Raw genomic sequence first — 23,627 nt, forward strand, 5'->3', positions numbered from 1 at the left:
AACGCGGGCTCGGGCTTGGGCCCAGGCTTGGGCGCGCGCTCGGGCTCGGGCTCGGGCGAGCTGGTGACGCGCGGGTGCGGGGCAGGGTGCATCGACGGGCACCTCCGTGGCTTCTGAGAGCCTGTGTCATATCCCCGGTCGGACCAGCGTGCGGCGTCTGGTGCGTGCGATCGCAAGGCGCCGGAGAGCCCTCGTAGCGGAGCTACTAGGGCTTTTCGGTAACGCGGCGAGGGTGCGTGCCAGGCGTCGCACGCCCGGCCGGGGATATGACACAGGCTCTGACGTGGCTGGCGTACGCGGCGTTCGCGCATGCCGTTCACTCTTGGAGGTGCTGGTTTCCGTGCTGTCCGCGGCGCCTTTCCATCGGCGCTTGGCTGCCCATCCGTTCTGTATCAGCAGCCGGTTGCCCGCATCAGCCGGTGCCTGCGCGGTCCGTCGGCAGGCGGAGAGTGGCCACGGCCCCGCCGTCGTCCGCCGCGTTGGCGAACGTCAGAGTGCCCCCGATGACGCGGGCCTGTCCCGCGGCGATGGTCAGGCCCAGGCCGTGGCCCCGGCCGCGGTCGGCCGCACCCGTGCGGAAGCGCTGCGGGCCGTCTGCCAGCAGCGCGGCGGGAAAGCCGGGGCCGTGATCTCGTACGACGATGACGCCCTCGCCGACGGTGACCTCGACTCCTTCGCCCTGGGCACCGTGCTCACCCCCGCGCCCATGCCGGTGCGCGTTCGTGACGAGATTGGCCACGATGCGGTCCAGGCGGCGCGGGTCCGTCACGGCCACCGGCGTGCCCGAGACCACCAGTCGTGCGGCGAGGCCGGTCCCGGCCAGGGACTCCGCGACGACTTCGGCCAGGGGTACGGCCAGCAGGTCGGGCTCCTCCGCGTCGGCGTCCAGGCGAGAGATCTCCAGCAGGTCCTCCACCAGGGCGCGCAGTACTTGCACGCGGTCCCTGACCATGTCGGTGGCGGCGCTCTCCGGCAGGAGGCCGGTGGCGGTGACCAGGCCCATCAGCGGCGTACGCAGTTCGTGGGCGACGTCAGCGGTGAAGCGCTGTTCGTTCTGCAGCCGCCCTTGCAGGCTGTCGGCCATGGAATCGACGGTGGCGGAGATCTCGGCGATCTCGTCGCCCGCCCGGTCGCCCGTGCTGGTCCTGGCGGAGAGGTCACCGGAGGTGATACGTCGCGCGGTCCCGGCCACCCGGCGCAGCCGCCGGTGCGGAAGTTCCGCGGCGAGGGCGGAGAGCGGGATGATCACGGCCAGGGCGATCAGCGAGTACTTCCACATGTGGCGGTCCAGGGCGCGACGGCTGAGCTGGTCGGGGACCATGTCGACCGAGAACGCCGCGACACCCCCGGCATCGAGCCGCTTCGCGGCCCACATGCGCGGCGCGTAGGGCTCGTTCTCGTCGTACACGGCGCCCTCACCGCGCTCTTTGACGGTGCGCACCAGGTCGGGTGGCATCAGCGCGGGATCGCGTTGGAGGTGGTCGCCGCTGTCACTGCCCGGTGCCAGCGCGTCGTCCAGGGCGGAGTAGGCCCGGGCCGCGCCGTCGTTCATGGACCGCTCATAGGTGCTGCGGTGCACCAGCAGGCCGACGGTCAGGGCGATGGAACAGCATGCGACGGCCACCAGCAGAACGTTCTTCCAGCGCAGAGAGCGCCAGTTGAGCAGGGACGCGAGAGTGCTCCTCATGTCAGCGCCGCAGCTTGTAGCCGAAGCCGCGGACCGTCTCGATCCGCTCCGCTCCGATCTTCTTGCGCAGGCGCTGCACGCACAGGTCCACCACGCGGCTGTCGCCGGTCCAGCCGTAGTCCCATACGTTGTGCAGCAGGGTCCGCCGTCCGAGGACGATGCCGGGTTGGGCCGCGAACTCCAGCAGGAGGCGCAATTCGGTGGGCGCCAGCGTGACCGGTCTGCCCGCCCGCGACACCTCCAGGCCGCCGGTGTCGATGCTCAGGTCGCCGAAGACGAGCAGACGGTGCTCGGTGCCGTCCGGCTCCTCCGGTATGGCCGGTGCCACGGCCGCCGCAGGGTTCCCGGGCGGCGGGGTCTCCGTCGACGGCGCCCTCGTTCCGCTTGCGTCCGTCATCGGGGTGAACGTCGCGCGGCGCAGCAGTGAGCGGATCCGGGCCACGAGGACGGAGGTGTCCACCGGCTTGACGACATAGTCATCGGCACCGGCCTCCAGCCCTGACACGACATCCAGCGCGTCACCGCGCGCCGACATCATGAGGATCGGGGCCATGCTGCATTCCCTGATCCGTCGGCACAGCCCGATGCCGTCGAGCCCCGGCAGCATCACATCCAGCAGCAATACGTCGTATTGCCGCTCACGGAACCGCTCCAGTCCCCGCAGCCCGTCCTCCGCCACGGTGACGTGGTAGCCGTAGCGCTCAAGCGCCATCGCGACCGACTTCCGGATGATCTCGTCGTCCTCGACAAGAAGAATGGAGATGGGCATCTCTTCCAACCTGTTGCGACTGTGCGGCACGCAGCCCCGGCGGCCTGCCGCCCGCCTTGTGCCGGAGACGTCGTACGACAGGGCCGCGGGAGTGTGACCGTACCTCGCCCGTGTATCAGTTCTGTATTGTCCGTCGGCAGGCTCCGGTCTGTGTTGTCCACCGGCAGGCTCCGGCGTGGCACACCGGCTCGGAGGGGCTGGTCAGGCGCAGCGCGCGGGCGCGATGGCAATCAGGAGCTGCGATGTGCCGCGATGTGCTGAATCGTTATTCCTGCCGCCACAACCATTATGGTCGGTCAACCGACGGCACATACGGCAATACTGCTGCCGCTATGGGCGGCAATGGGCAGATCGCCTGACTGAGCGACACCGCGTTACTTCTTGAGCGAGATCCACGTTGGCAGATCTGATCCTTGCCGCGGGGCGGGGATGTCGTCCGTAAAGGAGCTTTTATGAAGTTCGCCATTAATTCCGGCATCACCGCTGCCGTCGCATGTGCGGCCGCCTTCGGCGCCGCGGGCACGGCTGCCGCTGATGCCGGTGCTCAGGGCCAGACAGGGGCCTCGCCGGGCGTCCTCTCGGCTGGTTTGACACAGATTCCGGTACACATCCCGGTGCAGATCTGTGGCGGCAGCACCAACGTCATCGGGCTGCTCAACCCGGCTTTCGGCAATCCTTGCGTGAACGACTAGCGGGTCCGTCCATTCCCTGTGCTGTGATGAGCCGGGCCGGAGCCGTCCACCGGCTCTCCACTTGGATCGGCCTGGACGGTCGGAGGCTGTAGATACTCCGTGAGCATGTCCCTTTGAGCAGTGCTGAGCGTTCGGGGACGATTGCGCGTGGTGTCCCAGCACACTGACAGCACAGTGGCCCTGGCCGAGGGGCGTTCCGCACCACCCACATGCACCATCAGTTCTACAGCGGCCGACCGGATGCGCGTGACGTGCAGGGAAGTCTCCAGGGGCGACTCCTGCCACGCCACAGGCGTCAAGTAGTCAATGCACTGGCGAACCGTGAGGCAGACGAGTGAGCGCCCTGAGGCCGACACGCCGTCCGTACTCGCGACCTTCCGGACCAGCGCGGCGCGTGTTTCTTCGATATAAGAAGCGATGGCCGCGTCGCTCACGATGCCCAAAGCGTTGAGATCGGACCATCGAATGATCGCGCTGTGCCTGAAGGTATTCACGGATTAGGTCCCTGGGGTTGCCGCACAAAATGTCGTAACGAACAACGAACAAGCTAACCGCTATCGGCGGAACATTGCGCCGGTATCCACACACAGAAGGGGCGCACGTGGCTGCACGCGAGGGTGAGCCGATCCGTCAGGCGGTGGAGGAACTGACGTGCTTTCTGGGCATGCGTCTTGAGGACCCCGCCTTTCTGGCTGACCCCTACCAGTGCCTTACGCCTGCGGTGCGGGAGCGGCCCGTGCATGTCCTGCCCAGTGGAGCCGTGGCGGTGCTGGGACATCACGCCTGCTCGCACGTCCTGCGTGACGGGGCCTTCGGCCAGGGAGCCGGTGAACTGTATGAGATGACTCTGCTGGGTCTGCGCGCACGGTCCCTCCTCCAGCTGGACCCTCCCGGCCATACCCGGCTGCGCAGCCGGATCGCGCGGCATTTCAGCACCCGTCGTGTCCACGGCCTCGCCGAGAGCGTCTCGGCCCACAGCAACGCTCTGCTGCGGCAGTGCCCGCAGGGTCCCGGCGACTTCGTGCCGGATTTCGCCGAGCCCCTGGCGATGTCGGTCATCAGCGATGTCCTGGGGGTGGCGCACGAGCACCGCACGGCCTTCCACCGTGACGCCCGGCTGGTCGTACAGGGACTGGACCAACCCGCCCGTTCCACCGACGACCGCGCCATCGCCCAGGCACGCTTCCGCTTCATGCACTACTTCCACCAGCGGATCAAAGCCTGGGACGGCACGGCGCGGGACAGTTCTCTGAACGCTCTGCTGGAGGGGCCGGAGGATGGCACGAGAGACATCCGTGAAGTCATCACCACCTTCAGCCTGCTGCTGAGCGCCGGGTATGACACCACGGTCAGCCTGCTCTCCCACACGCTGGCGGAAGTGAGCGGTGCCCCCTGCGGACGAGGCTGGGCCCTGGCGCGGGACCCGGGGCGGATCGACGCGGTCGTGGAGGAGGTCCTGCGGTTGCACTCCCCCGCGCAGGTCGCGCCCCGGGCCGCGGTGCGCGACACGGTCGTGGAGGGGGTGAAGGTGGCACGCGGCACGATCGTGCTGCCCCTGCTGGCAGCCGCGAACCGGGACCCGGCCGTCTACGACGAACCCGACGCCTTCCGGCCCGAGCGCCATCTGGCCTCCGGCCCGGCCGCGGCCCGGCATCTCGCTTTCGGAGCGGGTGCCCACTTCTGCCTCGGCGCGGCCCTGGCCCGCCTGACCGCTCAGCACGCCCTGACCGTCCTGGCGGACCGCCCGCCACAGCTCACGCGGCAGCCCCGTCTCTACCAGAACAACGTCGTCGTCCGGGGCCTGCGCAGTCTGCCGGTCACCTGGCCGCCCCACCACGAGTCCGCTCCAGCGACCTCCTCGGCGGGCGCGCCTCTCCTTGCCGCGCCCGCCTGCCCCGCACCCGCCGAGTAAGTAAGGGAACCCACATGAACAGCCTCTTCCCGCACCTGATCAACGAACTGGTGGAGTCCTTCAACGTCGATCGTGACGCGGCCACCGAGCAGGCGACCATGGAGGACCTGGGCCTGGACTCCCTGGCGCTCCTGGAACTGATCACCCGCTACGAGGACGCCTACGACGTGGAACTCATGGCGACGCTCGAAGACCGGCTCGGCACCACTTCCACCCTCGCCGACATCTGCGCCGTCCTCGAACAGGTCCTGCCCGCCGAGCGCAAGGCCTCCCAGCCCGCCGGAGAACCGGCATGAGCGAGTCTGTCGCCGTGACCGGGATGGGCCTGCTGACGCCCGCGGGCACGGGGGCCGCGGCGATGTGGGACTGCCTGTGCCAGGGCAGGTCCACCGCGACATCCGATCCCGCGCTGCGGGGCATGCCGGTCGACTTCTCCTGCCAGGTCCCCGGCTTCGATCCCGCAGGGGTGAAGTCGATCGCCTGGCGCACCAACCGCTTCATCCAGCTGGCGGTGGTCGCGGCCCGGATGGCCCTCACCGACGCCTGCCTGGCACCCGGACGCTTCGACCAGCAGCGGGTCGGTGTGGTGCTGGGGGTCGGCGCCGCCAGTATGGAGCACTGGCCCGGGGAGACGGAGAAGCTGCTCCAGGGCAGGCTGCGGGCCATCTCGCCGCTGTCCCTGCCGCGTTCCATCCCCAACATGGCGGCCGGGGAGATCGCGCTGGATCTGGGTGTGACCGGCCCGAACCTGGTCGTCTCCACCGCCTGCGCCTCGGGCGCCACCGCGCTGGGGGTGGCCAAGGACCTGCTGGCCGCCGATCGCTGCGACGTCGTCCTGGCCGGCGGGGCCGAGTCTCCCCGGGCCTCGGAAATGGTCGCCCTGTGCTTCTCCCGCATGTCGGTGCTCTCGCGGCGGTGCCAGGACCCCGCCTTGGCGTCGCGGCCCTTCGACGCGGAGCGGGACGGATTCGTGCTCGGCGAGGGCGCGGCGGTCATGGTGCTGGAGAGAGCCGCGCACGCGCGGTCCCGCAAGGCGAACGTCCGGGCGTGGCTGTCCGGTTACGGCGCCTCCGCCGACGCCCACCACCCCACCACCCCCGACCCCGAGGGCAAGGGCGCCACGGCTGCCATCGGCGCCGCGTTGCACGAGGCGGGCCTGCGCCACGACGACGTCGGCCATATCAACGCCCACGGATCCTCCACCGACTTCAACGACCTGTACGAGGCCGCCACCTTGAGCCGTGTCTTCGACCGCCCGCCGCCGGTCACCGCCAACAAGGGCTCCTTGGGCCACGGGATCGGGGCGGCCGGGGCCATCGAGGCCGCTTGCAGCGTCCTGACGCTCCAGCATCAACTCATCCCTCCGGTGGCGAACTTCTCCCGCCCGGACCCGCGCATCGATCTGGACATCGTCGCCGCTGTGCCCCGGCCGCGCCGGGTGGAGGCCGTGCTGAGCAACTCCTTCGGCTTCGGCGGACAGAACGCCGCGCTCCTGTTCACCCGCGCCTGACCCGTCCGTCACGTACCAGGAGAGATCATGTGCGGAATCACTGGCTGGATCGAGTACGACAAGGACCTGACCGGCCCGGCCCGGCGTGCCGCTCTGACCTCGATGACGCAGACTCTGAGCGCGCGGGGCCCGGACGCCGCTGGCCAGTGGGTCGGCCGCCACGCGGCGTTGGGGCACCGCCGCCTGGCTGTGATCGATCTGCCCGGGGGCGCCCAGCCCATGGCCGTCACCGACGGCGGACGGACCCTGGCCGTCCTCACCTTCAGCGGTGAGATCTACAACTACCGCGCACTGCGCCACGAACTCGACGCCCGTGGCCACCGCTTCCGCACCGCCAGCGACACCGAGGTCGTCCTGCACGCCTACCTGGAGTGGGGTCCGGCCTTCGCCGCCCGCCTGGATGGCATGTTCGCGATGGCCGTGTGGGACGCGCGCACCCAGGAACTGCTGCTGGTCCGCGACCGGGTCGGCATCAAGCCCCTGTACTACTTCCGGGCGGGCACCTCACTGCTGTTCGCCTCGGAGCCCAAGGCCCTGCTGGCCCACCCCGACGTCGCCCCGGCCGTCGGCACCGACGGGCTGCGTGAACTGCTGTCCCTCGCCGGAACCCCCGGCCACGCGGTCTACACCGGCATGCACGAAGTGCGTCCCGGCCACATCACCACCGTCAGCCGTAGCGGCGTGCGTACCAGCCGCTACTGGGCACTTGACGCACACGAGCACACCGACGGCCTTGACACCACCATCGCCACGGTCCGTGGCCTGCTGGAAGACGCCGTCACCCAGCAGAGCGAGGCCGACGTGCCCCTGGGCGCCCTGCTCTCCGGTGGCCTGGACTCCAGCGCGATCACCGCACTTGCCGCCCGCCGCAACCCCACCCCGCTGCGGTCCTTCTCCGTCGCCTTCGACGATCAGGCCCGCAACTTCACCCCCACCATCATGCACGTCGACTGCGACGAGCCGTTCGTCCAGGCCATGGCCCAGCACGCCGAGACGGACCACACGGATATCACCGTCGCGGCCGACGGGCTGATGAACGCCGCCAACCGACGCGCCGCACTCGGTGCCCGCGACCTGCCCTCCGGACTGGGCGACTTCGACATCTCCGCCCTCCTGCTGTTCCGAGCCGTACGCAGGCACCTCACCGTCGCCCTGTCCGGCGAGGGAGCGGACGAACTGTTCGGCGGCTACTTCTGGTTCCACGACCCGCAGACGGTCAGGGCCGACGCCTTCCCCTGGTGCGCGGCCATCGACGTCTACGCCCAGGCCGGGTTCGGCGACGCGCCCATGGCCACACGGCTGCTCGACCGCGACCTCGTCCGCGCCCTGGACCTGCCCGCCTACCGGCACGACAGCTACCGCCAGGCCCTGGCCGACGTACCGCACCTGCCGCACGCCGACCCTGTCGAACGCCGGATGCGCGAGGCCATCCACCTGCATCTGACCCGCTATCTGCCGATGCTCCTGGACCGCAAGGACCGCATGAGCATGGCCACCGGTCTCGAAGTGCGCGTCCCCTTCTGCGACCACCGGCTCATCCAGTACGTCTTCAACACTCCGTGGAGCATGCAGACCTTCGACGGCCAGGAGAAGAGCCTGCTGCGTGCCGCCGTCGGCGACCTGCTGCCCGACGCCGTGCGCACCCGCCCCAAGAACCCCTACCCCACCATCCAGGACCCTCAGTACACCGCCACGCTGCGCGCCGCCCTCGCCGACATCGCGGACGACTACACCGCGCCCGTCCACCCCTTGCTGGACACCGTCGCCATCAAGGAAGCCCTCGCCCCCGGCACCGACGCCAAGGACATGCGCTACGCCGCGGAACTCGTCCTCGATCTCGACACCTGGCTCCGGCAGTACCCCGTACGCCTGGACCTGCCATGACAAGGCATCCCCACCGTCCCCGGCCGGGCCGCGGCGGCATGCCGTCCACGAACAGCATGCCCGCGTGAGGCTCCTGTTCACGAGCCGGGCCGCCGCCACGGTGACCTTGCTGCTCGCCGTCGTGGCGGCGGCCCTGGCCGGGTGGCAGGCAGCACCGGCCGCCGACCGCTTCACCAGCGAGGGCACCCTCGCTCTGGGCACACCCGCCGCTCACGCCCAACGCGAAGCCGACCGCATGGGCCTCCCCCGTCCCGACCTGGTCCTCCTCGTGTCGGATCCGGACGGGCGGCGCATCGGCCATCCCTCGGTGCGGCGGCGCCTGGCCGCGCTGGCCCGCCTGGTGGCGGGCAGCCCGGATGTCGTCAGGACGAGAGCGCCGCTGCCGGACGCTCCCCCGTCGCTGCTCTCCTCCGACGGCACGACCGCCATGGTCCAGGCGCAACTGCGCGGGGCGCCACGCGAACGCGCGCGCAGCGCCGAACGCCTGGTCGCCAAGGTCCACGACGCACAGCCCGGCCTCCAGGTCCAAGCGAGCGGCACGGCCTCGACCACCGCGGCCATCGACCGCCGGGCGGCGGCGGACCTCTGGCGCACCGAACTCATGGCGGCCCCGGCCATCGGGCTGCTGCTCATCTTCATGTACGGCTCCCTCGTCCACGCGCTCCTGCCCGTGCTCGTGGCCGCCTTCTCCGTGCTCTGCGCCCTGCCCGTCCTCGGACTGGTGGCACAGCACACCCACATCTCCCAGTTCGCGGTCAACGCCGCCAGCGCCGTGGGTTTCGCCCTTGCCGTCGACTACACCCTCTTCATCCTCGCCCGCTACCAGGAGCATCTCGCCCGGCACGGCTGCCGCACGGAAGCACTCTCCCTCGCCCTGCGCACCAGCGGCCGAACCGTCGTCTTCTCCGCAGCCGCGGTCACCGCCGCGCTGACGGCCGTTCTCCTCATCCCCATCCCCCTGCTGCGCGCCCTGGCCCTCGCCGTGGCCACCGTGGCGCTCCTGTCCGCACTGGCCGCCTGGACCCTCCTGCCCGCATGCCTGATCCTGGCCGGAGCGCACGCGAACCGCCTCGACCCGCTGCGCCGCTGGCGGCGCCACCACCTGGGCCAGCCGAGCCGGGCCTGGCGGGCCATCGCGCGCCGGGCGAGCACCCGCCCCCTCTCGTCGGGCATCGCCGCACTGCTCCTCCTGGCAGCCGTCGCCGCGCCCGCCCTCCGTCTGCACCTGGGCGCACTCGATGACCGGGAACTGCCCGCGAGCGCGGCGGCCGCGCAGGCCGGTGCGCGGCAGCGGCACGACTTCGCCTTCGCGCCCGAGCGCCTGCTCACCGTCATCGTGCACAGCGAGCAGGAGGATCTCACCGCCTACCGAGCGAAGATCGGCTCCTTGCCGCATGTGCGCAGCGTTCTCCCAGCGGATGCCGAACCATCGAGGACCGCTCTGGTGGTGGCCAGTGACGCGGCTCCCGGCTCCGCGGACGCGGCGTCACTGGTACGGGCCCTGCGCGCCACCGCCTCGCCCGGCCCGGTGCACGTCGGGGGACGCGCCGCGGAGATCGTTGACACCGAGCAGGCTGTCCGCCGGACTCTGCCCCGTGCCGGTCTCCTCATGGCGGCCGTCCTCGGCACGCTGCTGGCGCTGTACACCCGCAGTGTCGTCGCACCGGCCAAAGCGCTGGTCGTCGGCGTCGTGACCATGGCCGCCACGCTGGGTGCGCTCGTCACCGTCTTCCAGGCAGGCCACGGCCACGTCCTCTTGGGCCACTTCACGTTGACCGGGAGCCTGGACTGTTCGGTCACTCTCTTCGTGCTGGCCCTGACCTTGGCCATCTCGCTGGATTACGAGGTCTTCCTCCTCGGACGCATCAAGGAGCACTACGACCGAACCGGCGACAATCAGGCATCGATCGAGGAAGGCATCTCGCACACCGGCCGCTTGATGACCTCGGCCGCGGTGTCCGTGGCCATCCCCGCACTCGCTCTCGCCGCTACCGGTGTCACCTCTTTGAAGGTCATCGGTGTGGGGATCGCCATCACGGTCCTGCTCGACGCTGTTGTGGTACGCGGTGTTCTGGTTCCCGCCGCCATGGCCGCGCTCGGCGACCGCAACTGGTGGAGTCCCTTCAGCCCGGCACGAGGACGCGTGGCGAAGGCCCCGGCGCCTGCCCGGTCCTGAGGGCCCGACAACCGCCGGTGGCTCCCCTTCGGCCTCCCTTTGGCCTCCCTTCGGGCTCATTGGCGAGTACTGGCCATGAGTCCGCATCGACGCCACAGGTGGTGCTGCGGGCGGCGGATGAGGTCCGCATCGAGGAGGAAGGAGATCAGCTTCTCTCCGGACCAGAGCACGGTGGCGTGGTGATGGGGGTTGGCGCGTACCTGGCGGCGGGCGAGGGCGGGGGCGATGCCGATGTCGCCGTAGCGGTCGGGGCGCAGCAGCGCGGGCACGGTGTGGGAAGCGACCAGAGCGGTCAAGGTGCGGTGGAAGGCCAGGTGGCCKCGGGAGGCGTGGGCGACGGCTTCGCGCAGTTCGGTGCGGGCGAAGCTGACGTGACGGGCCTCTTCGCTGACGTGCAGGCGGCACACCGACCGCACCAGGGGTTGGATACGTTCGTCCTGGGCCGCCTCGCGTTGGAACCGGTCCAGTACTTCTTCGACGACCAGAGTGCTGGTGAAGGTGGTGATGTCCTGGAAGGCGGCTGCCGCCACCGGGTGCGGCAGCCGGATGCGGGCGGGGACGGGACGGTTCGGGCAGCCGAGTCTGCTCAGCAGTCGGCCGAACATGGTGATGTGCCGGGTTTCGTCGGCCATCTCGGTGAGCGCGTAGTAGGCCCGGACGTCCAGGACGCGGCGGGACATCAGGTACCGGGCGAGCATGCGGATGATGGCCAGCTCGAACCAGTGCCCCATCTGCGCCATATGCGCTACCTCATGCCGCGAGAGCGCGACACGCTGCTGGTGGTCCAGGCGGTCCCAGAGCGGGGTGCCGTAGAGCGCGAGGCGCTCGGGCGGCCAGAAGAAGGCGTCCTTGAGCAGGGGGGCGCTCCAGTCGATGTCGGTATGGGGGTCCAGGGCGTTCGCTGCCGAGGCGTTGAGCAGTCGCTGAGCGACGGTGTGCGGGCTACGGGAGGGCCGCTGGGCCTGATCGGTCATCGCGGAGTGCTCCTTGAGGGGTGGGGGCCGGTCGAACCGGCGAGGGCTGGTGCTTGCGGTGCGGGGATCTCGGTGCGGGCCGGCGAGCGGGGCCAGGGACTCCACCAGGTGGCGCGCCCGGCCAGCGCCAGCAGAGCGGGGGCGAGCAGGCCGCGTACGACAGTGGCGTCGAGCAGGACCGCCAGGGCGAGACCGACGCCGACGATCTTCAGCATGACCAGATCGGACGTGGCCAGTGTGGCCATGACGACGGCCAACGTCAGCGCGGCCCAGGTGAACAGCCGTGCGGTGCGGTCCAGGCCACGTACCACGGCGGTGTCGGCGTCGGGGCCGCGTTCGTACTCCTCGCAGATGCGGGACAGCAGGAGGATTTCGTAGTCCATGGACAGGCCGAAGGCGATGCCGTAGATGAGTGCGGGCATCAGTACGTCCGTGCTGCCGGTGGTGGGGGATGCGCCCACCAGTCCTGCCAGGTGGCCTTCTTGGAAGACGAACACCAGGGCGCCGAAGCTGGCCGTCAGACTCAGCGTGTTGAGCAACAGCGCCTTGAGGGCCATGACCGGCCGTCGGGTCAGGACCAGGGCGAGGGTGAGGAGTGCGGCGCCCGCCAGGAGCAGGCACCAGGGCAGGCGGGTGGCGAGGGCGTGCTGCACGTCGTGCAGGACGGCGCCGGGGCCGCCGACGAGGAGGCCCGGACCGGGGGCGGGCAGGCGTCGCAGTCTCTGGGCGAGGTCGCGGTTGGCGGTGGAGTACGGCTCGTCCGGGGTGGCCACGGCGAGATACACGCCGCGAGGGGAGGCGAAGGCGGCGGCCTCGGTGGGGTTCAGCGGCGTACGGCTGCCACGGGTGTAGGAGCCGGTGGCTGTCCGCACCCGCTCCACACCCTGCTGCCGGGAGACCAGCCGGGCGTAGGTGTCGAGAGCGGCGCTCCGCCGTGGCAGTTCGAAGCGCGGCAGCACCAGGGTCGTGGGAGTGACCACGGCACCGGTCCGGTAGTCCGCACGCAACTGCGATCCGGCCTTGGCGACGGTGGAGGAGGCGGGTTGGACGCGGTCGTCGAAGAGACCGATCTGGAGGCGGGTGAGGGGAGCGGCGAGCATCAGCAGCACCACGGTGACGGCCACGGCCACCAGGCGCGGCCTCCGTTGGGCCGCCTTGGCCGCCCGCCCCCATCCGCCGAGCCGGTCGGGCCGGTCGGGCCGGGCTCGCGGGTGTCGGCGCGCCCAGCTGCCGCGTCCGCCGACGCGGTGTCCCAGGACACGCAGGAGCGCGGGGATGACGAGCAGGCTCACCAGGGCGGCGCACGTGGTGACCGCGATCCCGCCGTAGGCGATCGAGCGCAGGATGGTGTGCGGGAAGATCAGCAGCGAGGCAAGCGACAGGATGACCGTGCCCGCGGAGAACAGCACCGCCCGGCCCGCGGTCCGCATCGCCGTGCGCAGCGCGGCGTCCACCCCGGCCCCGGCCGCTCGTTCCTCCTGGAAGCGGGCGAGCAGGAAGAGGCTGTAGTCGACGGCAAGGGCGAAACCCAGCGCGGAGGAGATGTTGGAGGCGCTCACCGACACCTCGGTGACGAGGGTGAGCAGCCGCAGGGCGGCCAGGGCGCCGAGCATGGCGAGGATGCCGACGACGACGGGCGCCAGGGCGGCCGTCGCTGAGCCGAACGCCATGAGCAGCAGCAGCGCGGTCAGCGGCAGGGCCAGCGCTTCCGCGCGGATCTGGTCCCGCTTGGCCAGCCGTGCCGCCTCCGCACGCGAGGCGGCCTCTCCGCTGATCTGCACCTCCAGCGGGCCGTGGCGCCCGGCCCACCGCGGCACCAGCCGCTCCGCGGCCCGAGTCGCCTCCTGCTCCGGCCCGCGCAGTCGCACGAGGACCAGGGCGCTGCGCCCGTCCGCCGAGCGCAGTTGTGGGGTTCTGTTCTGCCAGTAGGACACCACCCGCGCGACCGACCGGTCAGCGGTGAGCCGCCGCACCAGTTGTTGTCCCTGAGCCACCGCGGCCGGGTCTGCCACCGAGTGGGTGACGCCCATGGTGCGGGCGACGAGCACGAGATGAGGTGGTGCGGCGGCGAATCCCTCCTGGAGGGCCCGGTCGGCGCGGGCCGCTTCGGTCGCCGAAGGCACGATACCGCCCGGGGACAACCGGTCCTCCACTGAGGACCCGAACCAGCCGCAGACGGCCGCGAGCACGGCGGCCGTCACCAGCACCGCCCACTGACCGCGGAACCGGGAGCTACGCATCGTCGCGACCCACTGTGTTCAACTCCTTCGCGCCACCGCGGCCGTACGCGTCTGTGGACAGGGGCGGGTCAACGCCACCGCACGTGGGGTGGGCTCATCGCGGGTCCTGGGCGGCGGCCAGCCCGAGAGCCCGGCACGCCATGTGATCCACGAGGCCTTGAGGGAGGACGCGGATGAAGGGGGTGAGCGTGGTGGTCCGGCCCACTCGGTAGCGGCGTCGCGGTGTGCGCGCGGTGAGGGCCCGGCGCACGGTGCGCGCCACGGCCTCGGGAGCGGTCGGGGAGGCCGCTGTGATGAGGCGGCGCGCCGTGCGGTAGCTCTCGGCGTAGCGGGAGTCGGTCGGCATGTCGGCGAGTCCTGTCTCCAGCATGGGAGTGTCGATGAACCCGGGTTCGATGAGGGTGCAGCGCACCCCGTCGGCGGCCGTCTCCATGCGAAGCGCGTCAGTGAGGGCTTCGAGTGCGTGTTTGCTCGCGCAGTACCACCCGTTGAAGGGCAACGTGAGCAGACCGCCCACGGAGCTCATGTTGACGATGCGGCCGCCGCCCCGGCGGCGTATGGCGGGCAGCACCAGGCGTGCCATACGGGCGGCGCCCAGCACGTTCACCTCCAGGACGGCGCGCGCCGCCTCTTCGCTGACGTCCTCGAACGCCCCGGCGTGGGCGAGGCCTGCGTTGTTCACCAGCGCCCAGGGGCCGCCGCCGGTCTGCTCCTCGACCTCGGCGGCGGCTCGCGTGCAGGAACTCGCCTCGGTCACGTCCAACAGCACCGTGCGCAGCGAGTGTCCGCGCTCGGCCGCGGCGGCGAGGAGCTTGTCCGCCTGGCCGGTGCTACGGGCTGTGGCGATGACCTGATAGCCATGCGCGGCCAGGTCCAGGGCGGTGGCCCTGCCGATGCCGCTGGTGGCACCGGTGACGACGACGCTCTTCATCGGACTCTCCCTCGGTAGCGGGACACGGGGGCCGGGGTGCGGGGCCTCTGGTTGCAAGGGGGGAGGTGAGTGCAGACATGCCGACGCCCTTGCAGAACATATGACCGTTTCTCATAACTATGTCGCATAAGCTGACGAGTGTGCGTTTACGACACTTTTGCCTATGTGTCACCATTCCTGCGCCCCTCTCCCTATCCGAAGCAAGGAGCTCGGCCTTGACCATCCGCCCAGGTCAGCGATGACGCGACACAGCTCCCTCACTCATGTCGCCGTGCACGCACCCGCTGAGCGGCAGACCGGCAGCGACATCGAGACCGCCCTGCGCGCCCGGAACCCCGGCGTACGGCTGCTGCCCGGCCTTCTGGAGCAGATGTACGGGTTCGAAGAGCGCCGGGTCGCACCCGCGGGCACCTGGCCCTCCGACCTCGCCGCCGCGGCCGGACAGCGCGCCCTCGACGAAACCGAACTGGCCCCCGGCGCCATCGACCTGCTGATTTTCGCCGCCACCAGCGGGGACGTGGAGGAACCGGCCACCGCCCACATCGTGGCCCACAAGCTGGGCGTCACCGCACCCGTTCTGGACGTGAAGAACGCGTGCAACGCGGTGCTCAACGCCATGGAAGTCGCCGACGCCCTCATCCGCGCCGGCCAATACTCACGCGTCATGATCGTCACGGGGGAACGCGGCAGCGTCCTGTCCGACCTGCCGGTAGGTGACCGCGCCGAGCTCGCCCTGCTGCTGCCCGCCCTGGCTCTCGGCGATCTGGGCGCGGCTCTGGTGCTCCAGGCAAGTGATGAACCCGGAATCCTGGGCTGTGCCTTCACGGCCAACTCCGCGGGCTGGCCCACCGCCACCGTGAGCAATCCCTATATGACGCCCACCTTGGGCACTCTTGCCGTCCACTTCAACTCCGCGGCCCTTGCCGCCTCCTTCGCCGGTATGGAAGCCGCCGTACCGCAGGCGCTGCTCGCCATGGACCGCACGATCGACGACATCGATCTCATCTGCGTCCACCAGCCGTCCGTCGCCTTCACCCACTCCATCTGCCAGGCGCTCGGAGTCTCGCCCGAGAAGGTCGTCCCGATCTTCCCCCGCTACGGCAACTGCGCCACCGCGAGCCTGCCGCTCCAACTCGCCGAAGCCGCGGAGCTCGGCCGGTTGCGCCGCGGTCACCTCGTGGCACTGTTCGGACTCGCCAGCGGAGCCTCCGCCGGACTCGTCCTCCTCCGGTGGTGAGACCACACCGGGCACGCCCCGGCCCCCTCCCCCACGGACCTCACACACCACAGAGGCGCACCGCGCACAGCGCAACGCACAACGCACAACGCACAACGCACAACGCACAACGACAGGAGGCTCCACCCCATGAGTGACACATACGAGACCGTCCGCTCCGCACTGACCGCCACCTTCCGCATCCCGGAGGACGAACTGCATCCGCACACCACGCTGCGGCAACTGGACATGGACTCCCTGGCGCTCGCGGAATTCGCGCTCGTCCTCGAAGAACGCCTCGGGGTGAAGATCCAGAGCGAACACGCCACCGGTGACACCACGCTTGCCGCAGTCGCCGAGCATCTCCACTCCCTCCTCACCGAGCCGACGGCGGCCCGGTGAAGCCGCCACGGATCGCCGTCACCGGCCTGGGCCTCATCAGCCCCGGCGGAATGGGGGCCGACGCCACCTGGACAACGGTCTGCGAGGGCCGCGGCACCGCCGCACCCGATAATCAACTGGCAGGTCTGCCGGTCGACTTCTCCTGCCGCGTACCGGCACCGGAAGAGGTCCTGGACCACAGCCTCGGGCGCAAGGCGTGGCGTATGGGCCGGGCCGCGAAACTCGCCCTCCTGGCGGCCCGCGAAGCCGTTCACGACGCCCGCCTCGACCCCAGCACCTGGGACGGCGCCCGCGTCGCGGTCATCATCGGCTGCGGCATGGGCGGCACCGCGAAGTGGGAGGAACAGCACCAGCGCCTGGAACGCCAGGGCCCCGACATGGTCTCCCCCCTCGCCATCCCGATGATCCTGCCCAATCTGGCGGCCGGTGAGGTCTCCATCGACCTGCATGCCCGCGGCGCCAGCCTCGCGCCCGCGACCGCGTGCGCTTCCGGCGCGACAGCCCTGGCCGTCGCCCGGGACCTGCTCGCCGCCGGAAGTTGTGACATCGCCGTGGCGGGCGGCACGGAAGCCGCGGTCAGCCGCGTGACAACGACCGGGTTCCAGCGCATGGGCGCCCTGGCACCCGGCAGAGAGGGAAGAGAGGGAACGGACAGGGCATCCCGCCCCTTCGCACCCGACCGCGACGGCTTCGTCATGGCCGAAGGCGCCGGAGTGCTGATTCTCGAACGCGCGGAGGACGCCGCCGCGCGCGGGGCCCGACCTCGCGCTCTGCTGGCCGGTTGCGGCAGCACCTCCGACGCCTGCCACCCCACCGCACCGGCGCCCGGAGCCACCGGCGCGGAAGCAGCCCTGCGCAGCGCACTCGACCAAGCCGGGCTGGCCCCCCAAGACGTCGACCACGTGAACGCTCACGGCACATCGACCCCTCTCAATGACGCCACCGAAGCAGGACTGATCGCCCGAGTACTGCCGCACCGCCCGAGCGTCACCGCGCCCAAAGGCGTGCTCGGCCACACTCTGGGGGCGGCCGGTGCGATCGAGGCGGCCCTGACCGTCCTGACCATCCAGCACCGTCTGGTCCCTCCGGTCGCCAACCTCGTGGCACCCGACCCGAAGTTCGACATCGACTGCGTCACCAAGCAGCCTCGACACCAGGATGTCCGTGCCGCCGTCAGCCACTCCTTCGGCTTCGGCGGCCACAACGTCGTACTCGCCCTCACCGCGCCCTGACACCGGGCCGGGCGCCCTACTGGTCGGTCATGGGAGCCGCTACCGGCGGCACTGCCGTTCCTGATCCGACGGGGTGCCCGCGGGGCGAGCGGAGGTCGCCGCGAGGAGACCGCCGGGCACGTGAGCAGACCGCCGGGCGCGCGTGGTGCGGTGCTCTCGCGCCGCTGGGCGGTCCGGACCCCGAGGGGTGTCCGGACCGGTGGTGCTCTGGCCGTCAGTACCAGTACCAGCGTCGGGCCGGCTTGTTGGTGAAGATGCGTCGCATCGTGGCTGCCATGGCTGATCACCTCCTTCCCGTCGGGTGGGCGGGCGGGGCCGGGGTGCGGTGCAGGGTGAACGGCCGGGGGACGTTGCCCTCGGACATGACGGCACGGGTGTCGGCGCCGGTGACGGCCAGGCGGGCGTGCTGGGTGAGTGCGGTGAGCGACTCGGTGAGCAGCGTGTGTGCCACTGCCGCCCCGGCGCAGCTGAACGGTCCTGTTCCGAAGGGGACGTAGGGGCCGTGGCCGCCGCTCTCGGCCCAGCGTCCGGGCCGGAAGCTGTCGGGGTCGTCCCAGTGGCGTTCGTCGTGGTGCAGCAGGTACGGGCAGACGGAGAGCAGCTCGCCGGGCGGGAAGACGGTGCCGCCGAGTTCCACGGCGCGCGGGAGGGTGCGTCCGAGCATCCAGGGCACCGGGCGGTGCCTCAGTGCCTCACGCACCACGTGGTCGACGGACCAGGGCCAGGGCACGGTCCGGGTGTGGTGCAGGCAGGCCAGCAGCACCGACCAGGCCAGCGAGGCGCTGACGGGCGCCATGATCGCCCGGAACATCATCAGGTGCAGGGCGGCCACGGTCCGGTCCGGCACCCGCGCCCGGGGGCACACCGCGAGCACGGCGTCCAGCATGTCCCGCGGCTCGCGGGCGGGCTGTCGGCGGCGGCGGTGCGCCTCCTCGGTCACCGCGGCCACCAGCCTGGCACGCACCAGTTCGGCACGGGCCCGCTGCCACACGTAGGCAGACCGCACCGCCACCCCCTCGTGGGCGGCCTGCCGCATCAGCTCGTGGATGCTGGCGGGAGTGCCGGGGTGCAGCAGTACGTCCTGAAGGCAGCGGTGGACGAGCCGCGTACCCGCGTCCGGCCACCGACTGGCCGTGGGCAGAGCGGTCACCGCCTCGGGCAGTGCGGCGCGGTAGCGCGGCACACCGGCTCGCATTAGGCCGCGTACGGCGCGGCCCAGCTCCATCTGCGCGCCGCGCTCGGGCAGCAGCCCGCCGAAGAAGACCGACCCGCCCGTGTGGTACTCCGGGTCGCGCAGCAGGCTCTGCGCCAGCGCGGTGTCGCGGACACACCAGCCGCCCCAGGGGAGCGGCATCACTCCGGCCGTACTGGCGCGGCTCAGCTCCTCGATATAGGCGAGGGGGTCCTGCCGCAGGCGGATCCGGTATGCCAGTCTCATTGCCCCGCCTCCAGTGACCTCTCACCGCCACATCGTCATCGCTGATGGTGTTGTCCCACACCGCTGTTGAGGTATGCCCGAAGTGCCCCGATGGTGTGAGCGCACGCCGGTAGTCCCGACGGGCCGATACCGTCCCGCGTCACGGGGGCCACTCCGGAGGCCACGCCCGGCGCACACCCACTGACCGGCGTAGGTGAAATCGGTCCCTCGCAGGGGTGCCCCGGCCGTGGCGGAGGAGGACAGTGGCAGGCACGGCACACCGCCCGCGACGCACTCCCCTCAGGTGCGCGGGCCCGTGCGGCCGACCGTGGGCGCCGACCCACCCGCCCGGCCTCGACGCCCACGGAAACCCGTCACCGTTCGCCGCGATCGCGAGGGCCTGCCGACCGCGGGGCACCCCCGGGTCCGTCAGGCCCCGGTCCGCTTCTCCAGGCGGCTGCCCCGTGGCACGGTGACGGACATGATGTCGCTGGGGGCGTCCAGGGCGATGCGGTGCCATCGCCCGCGCGGTACGACGGCCGCTGTTCCGGCGGTCAGCTTGATCTGTTCCTCCTCGTCTCCCGGCTGCCGCGGGCGCAAACAGAGGCGTATCGCGCCCGTGAGGCAGGAGACGACTTCATCGGCGGAGGTGTGGACTTCCCAGTGGTCGCCGTGGACGTCGGCATCGGTCTCCACATGAAAGGTCATCATCTGCCAGCCGTCCCGCGTGGGGTCGAAGACCGGCTCCTCGGCGCTCACCTGGCCTTCCGGCCGGAGGTGGAGGAAGGAGGCGTAGAGATCGATCGGGGTGACGGTCATGCGGGTGTTTCCCTTCTGCGGTGAGTCTGTTCGGAGGTGTCATCAGCGGAGGGAGGGCCGTCGGTCCGCCCAGGGCAGCGCGAGTTCGAGCGCGCGTGACACCTGGAGCAGCAGGTCTTCCCGCCAGGGCGCGGCGACGAGCTGGACGCCGACGGGAAGATTGGTGGTGGCGTCATGGTGCAGGGGCAGTGAGATCGCGGGCTGACCGGTCACGTTGAACAGCGAGGTGAACACGACCAGCGGATAGCCGTTGCGTATGGGCGCCATCGGGTCGTCCTCGCTGCCCGTACGCCAGAAGCCGATGGGCGGGGGAAGGCACGTCATGGTGGGCGTGACGAGGAGGTCGAAACTGTCGACGAATGCTTCCACGATGCGCCGCGACAGGCGCTGGGTGGCCTGCGCGGCCTGTGCGTAGGTCCAGGAGTCGACGGCGCGCGCCGCGTCGCGCTGGGTGCGGTTGTGCGGCTCGACGCGGTCGGGGTCGGCGAGCGGCACGGCTGCGGCGCCGGCGTGCCAGATCGTCATGAACGCCGCCACCAGCTCGTCCGTCGGCGGCAGCGGCAGGGGTGTGTCCACCACGTGGTGACCTGCTGCTTCGAGAGCCCGCAGGGTCGTGTCGACCGCCGCCAGGCACGCGGGGTCCACGCTCGTCCCGGCGATCGGTGGTTCGACGAGTACGCCGATCCGCAGCCCCGTGGGCGGGGCTGTCGTGAGCGCGTCGGTGAAGGGGCGCCGCGGGCTCGGTGGTGACCACCACGCGGCGGGATCGTGGCGGGCCAGCACATCCAGGGCGGCGGCGGAGTCGGCCACCGTGCGGGTGAGTACGCCGTCGGTGGCCATGCCTTCGCAGATGACGGTCGCGTCGGAGATCAGCCCGCGGGTGGTTTTGAGACCGACGAGACCGTTGCACGACGCCGGGACGCGGGTCGAGCCGCCGCCGTCGCCCGCGTGCGCGATCGGCGCCATCCCGGAGGCGACGGCGGCGCCCGCGCCGCTGGAGGACCCGCCCGGCGAGCGGTCCGGATCCCACGGGTTGCGGGTGATGCCGAGAACCTCGCTCTCGGTGAACGGCACGGAGCCGAACTCCGAGAGAGTGGTCTTGCCGAGCATCACGAACCCCGCCTCCGTGAACCGGCGCACCACAGGGGACGACACCGCGGCCGGTCTCGGATCGGCGCCCGCGCTGCCATACGTCGTGGGCCAACCGGCCACGTCCAGGTAGTCCTTGACCGGGAGCGGGACGCCGTGGAACGGCGGCAGGTCCTCCGGGGACGCGGCGCGCACCACCGCGTCGGCTGCCGCGGCCGCGGCTTTGCGGACGTCGTGGTCGGCACGGTGGCAGTACGCGTTGAGCAGGGGGTCGAGTGCGTCCATCCGTCGCAGGTAGCCGTCAGCCACCTCGACTGGGCTCACTTCCTTGCGGCGGATGGCCGCGGCGAGTTCGACGGCCGACGTGAACGGGTCGGTCGAGAGGTGCGTCACGAGCAATCCCTTCCGGGGCGAGTAGCGGGATGTCAGTGTTGCCGCGCGTCAACCGGCGGGTCTTGGACGAATGTTCCGTCGCGTGCAACCGTGGGCGTTGGCCCGTAGGCTCGCGTCATGGGATCTGTCGAGGGGGCTCCGGTGCCTGCCACCAGGTGGGACATCACCACTCCAGCACGGCCCGGCCGCCTGCCGGGCATCTCCCAGGCCGGATTCCGCGATCGCGCCACCGGCCCGCTCGACCTTGCCGTGATCCCGTACCCGGCCGTCACTGTGGCGATCGACCTGGGCAATGGTCTGATCGTCGACCGTGCCCGTGACCGGCGGCAGAGCGGCAGTGTCGTCATCGGGCTCGTGCCCGGCCCCGTGCACATTCGCGGGCAGAACATCGACTGCTTGCAGATACGGCTGTCACCACTGGTCGCGCACGCGGTACTGGGCACCTCCCTGGAGCCGGGCGGAGAGATCGTCCCTCTCGACGCGCTCTGGGGCCGGGACACCACGCACATCATGGAACGACTGCGCGCCGCCGCGTCCTGGGACGAGCGGTTCACGATCGCCGAGACAGCACTCGCCCAACGGCACGAGGCGGGCCGACCGGTCGACGCGGAAGTCGCCCACGTCTGGCGGCAGATGGTCCTCGGCCAGGGGCAAGTGCGCGTCGAGCCGCTGGCCGCGGAGGTCGGCTGGAGCCGCAAGCGGCTATGGGCACGCTTTCGGACCCAGATCGGCCTCACCCCCAAACGCGCCGCGCAACTGATCCGCTTCGACCACGCGGCCCACCGCCTCGCCACGGGCCACAGCCCCGGCTCGGCGGCGGCGGAGAGCGGCTACGCCGACCAGTCCCACCTGCACAGGGACGTGATGGCCTTCACCGGGGCGACGCCCACAGCCGTTTCGACCGCACCCTGGCTCGCGGTCGACGACGTCGCTTGGGCCGCCCCGGCATACACGTCCACGCGATCCTGACCCGGCGGCCACGGCCCTGGGACGGCGTCAGCACCCTGTGATCACAGGGCCAGGATGCGGGCGGCGCCGTCGGCGGCCGGGCCCGGGGTGACGGTGACGAAGGCGAGATGGCCGGTGCCGATGACGGCGGTGGCGAGCGGGGTGCCCTGGACCATGGCGGCGCGGGCGCACCCGTAGCTCGCTACAGATCCGCGGTCCACGGATGCCCCGGGTGGACGCGGTCGAGCAGCTCGGCCAGGGTCTCGCGCTGAGCCGTGGACAGGTGCGGGACGGTCGCGTCGAAGTCCGCTTGATCTTTTCGGCGGGTGTGCTTGGCCTTGAACAGCAGGACCAGTTCGGGCGCCAGATAGGGGATGCCGTCCTGGGTGTGGTGGACGATGTCGCTGTAGGGCAGCCGGATCCGCTCATCACGTCGGCAGATCCAGATGTCACCGTCGTGCGGCTCGCGGAACACATCGAGCAGGTAGTTGCCGGTGGCCGGATCGCGGAGCCACGTCTGATGCACGGCGGCCAGCACCTCCGGTGTGGCGTCCTCCCAGATCCGCCCACTGCCTGCGGCGTCGAAGACGTATCCGGGGAAGCGGCGGCGGACCTCGGGAAAGCCCGCGGCCGGAATCCCGATCTCGATGTCCCCGTGAGCGCGTGTCTGCCTGCCGCGGAAGAGGTCCAGCGCCCAGCCCGCGGCCACGTACCAGGGCGTGAGGACCCCGGCCAACTGCCGTGCGATCTCGCTCGGGGTCCAGCATGCGGACCACCTGGTGTGAAGGGCTTCGATGTCGTCGGGTGACAGCTCGATGCCGCCGTCAGGCAGTTGCTCGCTCACCGCAGGAAATGTATCAGCGGACTCAGGGACTCAGAGGGGGGCGTGTGCTTGCGGGGCACACACCGCTCAGGTTGCCAGCGGTGATCCCACGCGGTGGGCCGTGCCGTCGGCGTCGACGTACGTGAACTCCCTGAGTCCGTAGGGTGTGTCCACCGGCTCCGTGAAGCGGCCCTCGACGCCGGAATTCCTCCACTCGGCATGGATGGCGTCAGCGTCGCTCACATAGAGATAAATGACCGCGCCGGTGCGCAGAGGATCGTGCTCGGACCACTCGCTGAGATGAACTGATACCGAGCCCCGCTCGACAAAGCCATAACGGTCCGGACCCTCGTAGGCCTGCGCCGAGAAGCCCAGACGACGGTATCGGTTCAGAGCCGAGTCGAGATTCCGGACGGGGACAACGGGCGCGACCTGCGTGAAGGCGACTTCCGACATCCGGCCAGTCTTGCACGCGGCTGACCCGTAGTGCAGCGGCACACCATGCCCCTCAGC

The 23,627-nt window shown here is 70.8% G+C and carries 22 protein-coding genes; 10 read left to right on the forward strand and 12 right to left on the reverse strand.

Features of this window, described 5'->3' with window-relative positions; genetic code table 11:
- Positions 1-412: 412 nt before the first annotated feature.
- A complete protein-coding gene (locus AB8Z36_RS05140) occupies positions 413-1,687 on the reverse strand; it encodes a sensor histidine kinase (RefSeq protein ID WP_369211962.1) in 1,275 nt (424 codons plus the stop codon).
- Position 1,688: 1 nt separating this feature from the next.
- Complete coding sequence (locus tag AB8Z36_RS05145) at positions 1,689-2,456, reverse strand: response regulator transcription factor (RefSeq protein WP_369211963.1); 768 nt, start codon at positions 2,454-2,456, stop codon at positions 1,689-1,691.
- A 452-nt stretch (positions 2,457-2,908) separates the two neighbouring features.
- Between AB8Z36_RS05145 and AB8Z36_RS05150 the strand changes: the two genes are divergently transcribed.
- Complete coding sequence (locus tag AB8Z36_RS05150; RefSeq protein ID WP_369211964.1) at positions 2,909-3,148, forward strand: chaplin; 240 nt, start codon at positions 2,909-2,911, stop codon at positions 3,146-3,148.
- On the opposite strand, the gene AB8Z36_RS05155 is transcribed toward AB8Z36_RS05150, so the two are convergent.
- On the reverse strand, positions 3,145-3,642 hold the full coding sequence (locus AB8Z36_RS05155) for an acyl-CoA thioesterase (RefSeq protein ID WP_369211965.1): 498 nt from the start codon (positions 3,640-3,642) through the stop codon (positions 3,145-3,147). The two genes, AB8Z36_RS05150 and AB8Z36_RS05155, sit on opposite strands and share 4 nt — an antisense overlap.
- 107 nt (positions 3,643-3,749) lie before the next feature.
- Between AB8Z36_RS05155 and AB8Z36_RS05160 the strand changes: the two genes are divergently transcribed.
- The 5 genes from AB8Z36_RS05160 to AB8Z36_RS05180 all read left to right on the forward strand — a co-directional run bounded on the left by AB8Z36_RS05160 (position 3,750) and on the right by AB8Z36_RS05180 (position 10,630).
- Positions 3,750-5,060, forward strand: a complete 1,311-nt coding sequence (locus AB8Z36_RS05160; protein ID WP_369211966.1) for a cytochrome P450 — start codon at positions 3,750-3,752, stop codon at positions 5,058-5,060.
- Between the two features lie 14 nt (positions 5,061-5,074).
- Positions 5,075-5,356 carry an acyl carrier protein gene (locus AB8Z36_RS05165; protein WP_369211967.1) on the forward strand — a complete coding sequence of 94 codons (282 nt, stop codon included), beginning with the start codon at positions 5,075-5,077 and terminating at the stop codon, positions 5,354-5,356.
- On the forward strand, positions 5,353-6,570 hold the full coding sequence (locus AB8Z36_RS05170) for a beta-ketoacyl-[acyl-carrier-protein] synthase family protein (protein WP_369211968.1): 1,218 nt from the start codon (positions 5,353-5,355) through the stop codon (positions 6,568-6,570). Before AB8Z36_RS05165 ends, AB8Z36_RS05170 begins: the two co-directional genes overlap by 4 nt.
- A gap of 27 nt (positions 6,571-6,597) precedes the next feature.
- Positions 6,598-8,454 carry an asparagine synthase (glutamine-hydrolyzing) gene (gene asnB / locus AB8Z36_RS05175; RefSeq protein WP_369211969.1) on the forward strand — a complete coding sequence of 619 codons (1,857 nt, stop codon included), beginning with the start codon at positions 6,598-6,600 and terminating at the stop codon, positions 8,452-8,454.
- Positions 8,455-8,518: 64 nt separating this feature from the next.
- The gene (locus AB8Z36_RS05180; protein WP_369211970.1) at positions 8,519-10,630 is read left to right on the forward strand and encodes an MMPL family transporter; all 2,112 of its coding nucleotides are present in this window, start codon (positions 8,519-8,521) and stop codon (positions 10,628-10,630) included.
- A gap of 56 nt (positions 10,631-10,686) precedes the next feature.
- Here AB8Z36_RS05180 and AB8Z36_RS05185 read toward each other — a convergent pair whose 3' ends face one another.
- The 3 genes from AB8Z36_RS05185 to AB8Z36_RS05195 all read right to left on the reverse strand — a co-directional run bounded on the left by AB8Z36_RS05185 (position 10,687) and on the right by AB8Z36_RS05195 (position 14,775).
- Positions 10,687-11,604 carry an AurF N-oxygenase family protein gene (locus AB8Z36_RS05185; RefSeq protein WP_369211971.1) on the reverse strand — a complete coding sequence of 306 codons (918 nt, stop codon included), beginning with the start codon at positions 11,602-11,604 and terminating at the stop codon, positions 10,687-10,689.
- Complete coding sequence (locus AB8Z36_RS05190) at positions 11,601-13,844, reverse strand: MMPL family transporter (RefSeq protein ID WP_369211972.1); 2,244 nt, start codon at positions 13,842-13,844, stop codon at positions 11,601-11,603. Before AB8Z36_RS05190 ends, AB8Z36_RS05185 begins: the two co-directional genes overlap by 4 nt.
- A 94-nt stretch (positions 13,845-13,938) precedes the next feature.
- Positions 13,939-14,775 (reverse strand): SDR family oxidoreductase, encoded by an 837-nt coding sequence (locus AB8Z36_RS05195; protein ID WP_369211973.1) that lies wholly within the window; start codon positions 14,773-14,775, stop codon positions 13,939-13,941.
- A gap of 271 nt (positions 14,776-15,046) precedes the next feature.
- Between AB8Z36_RS05195 and AB8Z36_RS05200 the strand changes: the two genes are divergently transcribed.
- The 3 genes from AB8Z36_RS05200 to AB8Z36_RS05210 all read left to right on the forward strand — a co-directional run bounded on the left by AB8Z36_RS05200 (position 15,047) and on the right by AB8Z36_RS05210 (position 17,625).
- The gene (locus AB8Z36_RS05200; protein WP_369211974.1) at positions 15,047-16,012 is read left to right on the forward strand and encodes a 3-oxoacyl-ACP synthase III family protein; all 966 of its coding nucleotides are present in this window, start codon (positions 15,047-15,049) and stop codon (positions 16,010-16,012) included.
- A gap of 129 nt (positions 16,013-16,141) precedes the next feature.
- Entirely contained in the window at positions 16,142-16,393 is a 252-nt protein-coding gene (locus AB8Z36_RS05205; protein WP_369211975.1) for an acyl carrier protein, read from the forward strand.
- Complete coding sequence (locus AB8Z36_RS05210; protein ID WP_369211976.1) at positions 16,390-17,625, forward strand: beta-ketoacyl-[acyl-carrier-protein] synthase family protein; 1,236 nt, start codon at positions 16,390-16,392, stop codon at positions 17,623-17,625. The genes AB8Z36_RS05205 and AB8Z36_RS05210 overlap by 4 nt, the downstream gene beginning before the upstream one ends.
- Before the next feature lie 283 nt (positions 17,626-17,908).
- On the opposite strand, the gene AB8Z36_RS05215 is transcribed toward AB8Z36_RS05210, so the two are convergent.
- The 3 genes from AB8Z36_RS05215 to AB8Z36_RS05225 form a co-directional block, all read right to left on the reverse strand.
- Positions 17,909-19,063, reverse strand: coding sequence for a cytochrome P450 (locus tag AB8Z36_RS05215; RefSeq protein WP_369211977.1), 1,155 nt, complete (start codon positions 19,061-19,063; stop codon positions 17,909-17,911).
- A gap of 408 nt (positions 19,064-19,471) precedes the next feature.
- The gene (locus tag AB8Z36_RS05220) at positions 19,472-19,861 is read right to left on the reverse strand and encodes a cupin (RefSeq protein WP_369211978.1); all 390 of its coding nucleotides are present in this window, start codon (positions 19,859-19,861) and stop codon (positions 19,472-19,474) included.
- 42 nt (positions 19,862-19,903) lie between these two features.
- Positions 19,904-21,343 carry an amidase gene (locus AB8Z36_RS05225; RefSeq protein WP_369211979.1) on the reverse strand — a complete coding sequence of 480 codons (1,440 nt, stop codon included), beginning with the start codon at positions 21,341-21,343 and terminating at the stop codon, positions 19,904-19,906.
- 141 nt (positions 21,344-21,484) lie between these two features.
- On the opposite strand from AB8Z36_RS05225, the gene AB8Z36_RS05230 reads away from it, so the two are divergent.
- The gene (locus tag AB8Z36_RS05230; protein WP_369211980.1) at positions 21,485-22,312 is read left to right on the forward strand and encodes an AraC family transcriptional regulator; all 828 of its coding nucleotides are present in this window, start codon (positions 21,485-21,487) and stop codon (positions 22,310-22,312) included.
- 41 nt (positions 22,313-22,353) lie between these two features.
- On the opposite strand, the gene AB8Z36_RS05235 is transcribed toward AB8Z36_RS05230, so the two are convergent.
- The 3 genes from AB8Z36_RS05235 to AB8Z36_RS05245 form a co-directional block, all read right to left on the reverse strand.
- A complete protein-coding gene (locus tag AB8Z36_RS05235; protein WP_369211981.1) occupies positions 22,354-22,512 on the reverse strand; it encodes a hypothetical protein in 159 nt (52 codons plus the stop codon).
- On the reverse strand, positions 22,494-23,135 hold the full coding sequence (locus AB8Z36_RS05240; RefSeq protein WP_369211982.1) for a nucleotidyltransferase domain-containing protein: 642 nt from the start codon (positions 23,133-23,135) through the stop codon (positions 22,494-22,496). The genes AB8Z36_RS05235 and AB8Z36_RS05240 overlap by 19 nt, the downstream gene beginning before the upstream one ends.
- Positions 23,136-23,201: 66 nt before the next feature.
- Positions 23,202-23,627: bleomycin resistance protein (locus AB8Z36_RS05245; RefSeq protein ID WP_369211983.1), on the reverse strand; the 426-nt coding region annotated here is incomplete at its 5' end.

The organism is Streptomyces flavofungini (genome assembly GCF_041028215.1).
Lineage (GTDB): Bacteria > Actinomycetota > Actinomycetes > Streptomycetales > Streptomycetaceae > Streptomyces > Streptomyces flavofungini_B.

Excerpts from the sequence above, each read along its gene's own strand:
- AB8Z36_RS05150 (WP_369211964.1), top strand. The coding sequence starts at position 2,909 with ATGAAGTTCGCCATTAATTCCGGCATCACCGCTGCCGTCGCATGTGCG.
- AB8Z36_RS05170 (WP_369211968.1), top strand. The coding sequence starts at position 5,353 with ATGAGCGAGTCTGTCGCCGTGACCGGGATGGGCCTGCTGACGCCCGCG.
- AB8Z36_RS05145 (WP_369211963.1), bottom strand. The coding sequence starts at position 2,456 with ATGCCCATCTCCATTCTTCTTGTCGAGGACGACGAGATCATCCGGAAG.
- AB8Z36_RS05190 (WP_369211972.1), bottom strand. The coding sequence starts at position 13,844 with ATGCGTAGCTCCCGGTTCCGCGGTCAGTGGGCGGTGCTGGTGACGGCC.
- AB8Z36_RS05205 (WP_369211975.1), top strand. The coding sequence starts at position 16,142 with ATGAGTGACACATACGAGACCGTCCGCTCCGCACTGACCGCCACCTTC.
- asnB (WP_369211969.1), top strand. The coding sequence starts at position 6,598 with ATGTGCGGAATCACTGGCTGGATCGAGTACGACAAGGACCTGACCGGC.
- AB8Z36_RS05195 (WP_369211973.1), bottom strand. The coding sequence starts at position 14,775 with ATGAAGAGCGTCGTCGTCACCGGTGCCACCAGCGGCATCGGCAGGGCC.
- AB8Z36_RS05215 (WP_369211977.1), bottom strand. The coding sequence starts at position 19,063 with ATGAGACTGGCATACCGGATCCGCCTGCGGCAGGACCCCCTCGCCTAT.
- AB8Z36_RS05140 (WP_369211962.1), bottom strand. The coding sequence starts at position 1,687 with ATGAGGAGCACTCTCGCGTCCCTGCTCAACTGGCGCTCTCTGCGCTGG.
- AB8Z36_RS05165 (WP_369211967.1), top strand. The coding sequence starts at position 5,075 with ATGAACAGCCTCTTCCCGCACCTGATCAACGAACTGGTGGAGTCCTTC.
- AB8Z36_RS05220 (WP_369211978.1), bottom strand. The coding sequence starts at position 19,861 with ATGACCGTCACCCCGATCGATCTCTACGCCTCCTTCCTCCACCTCCGG.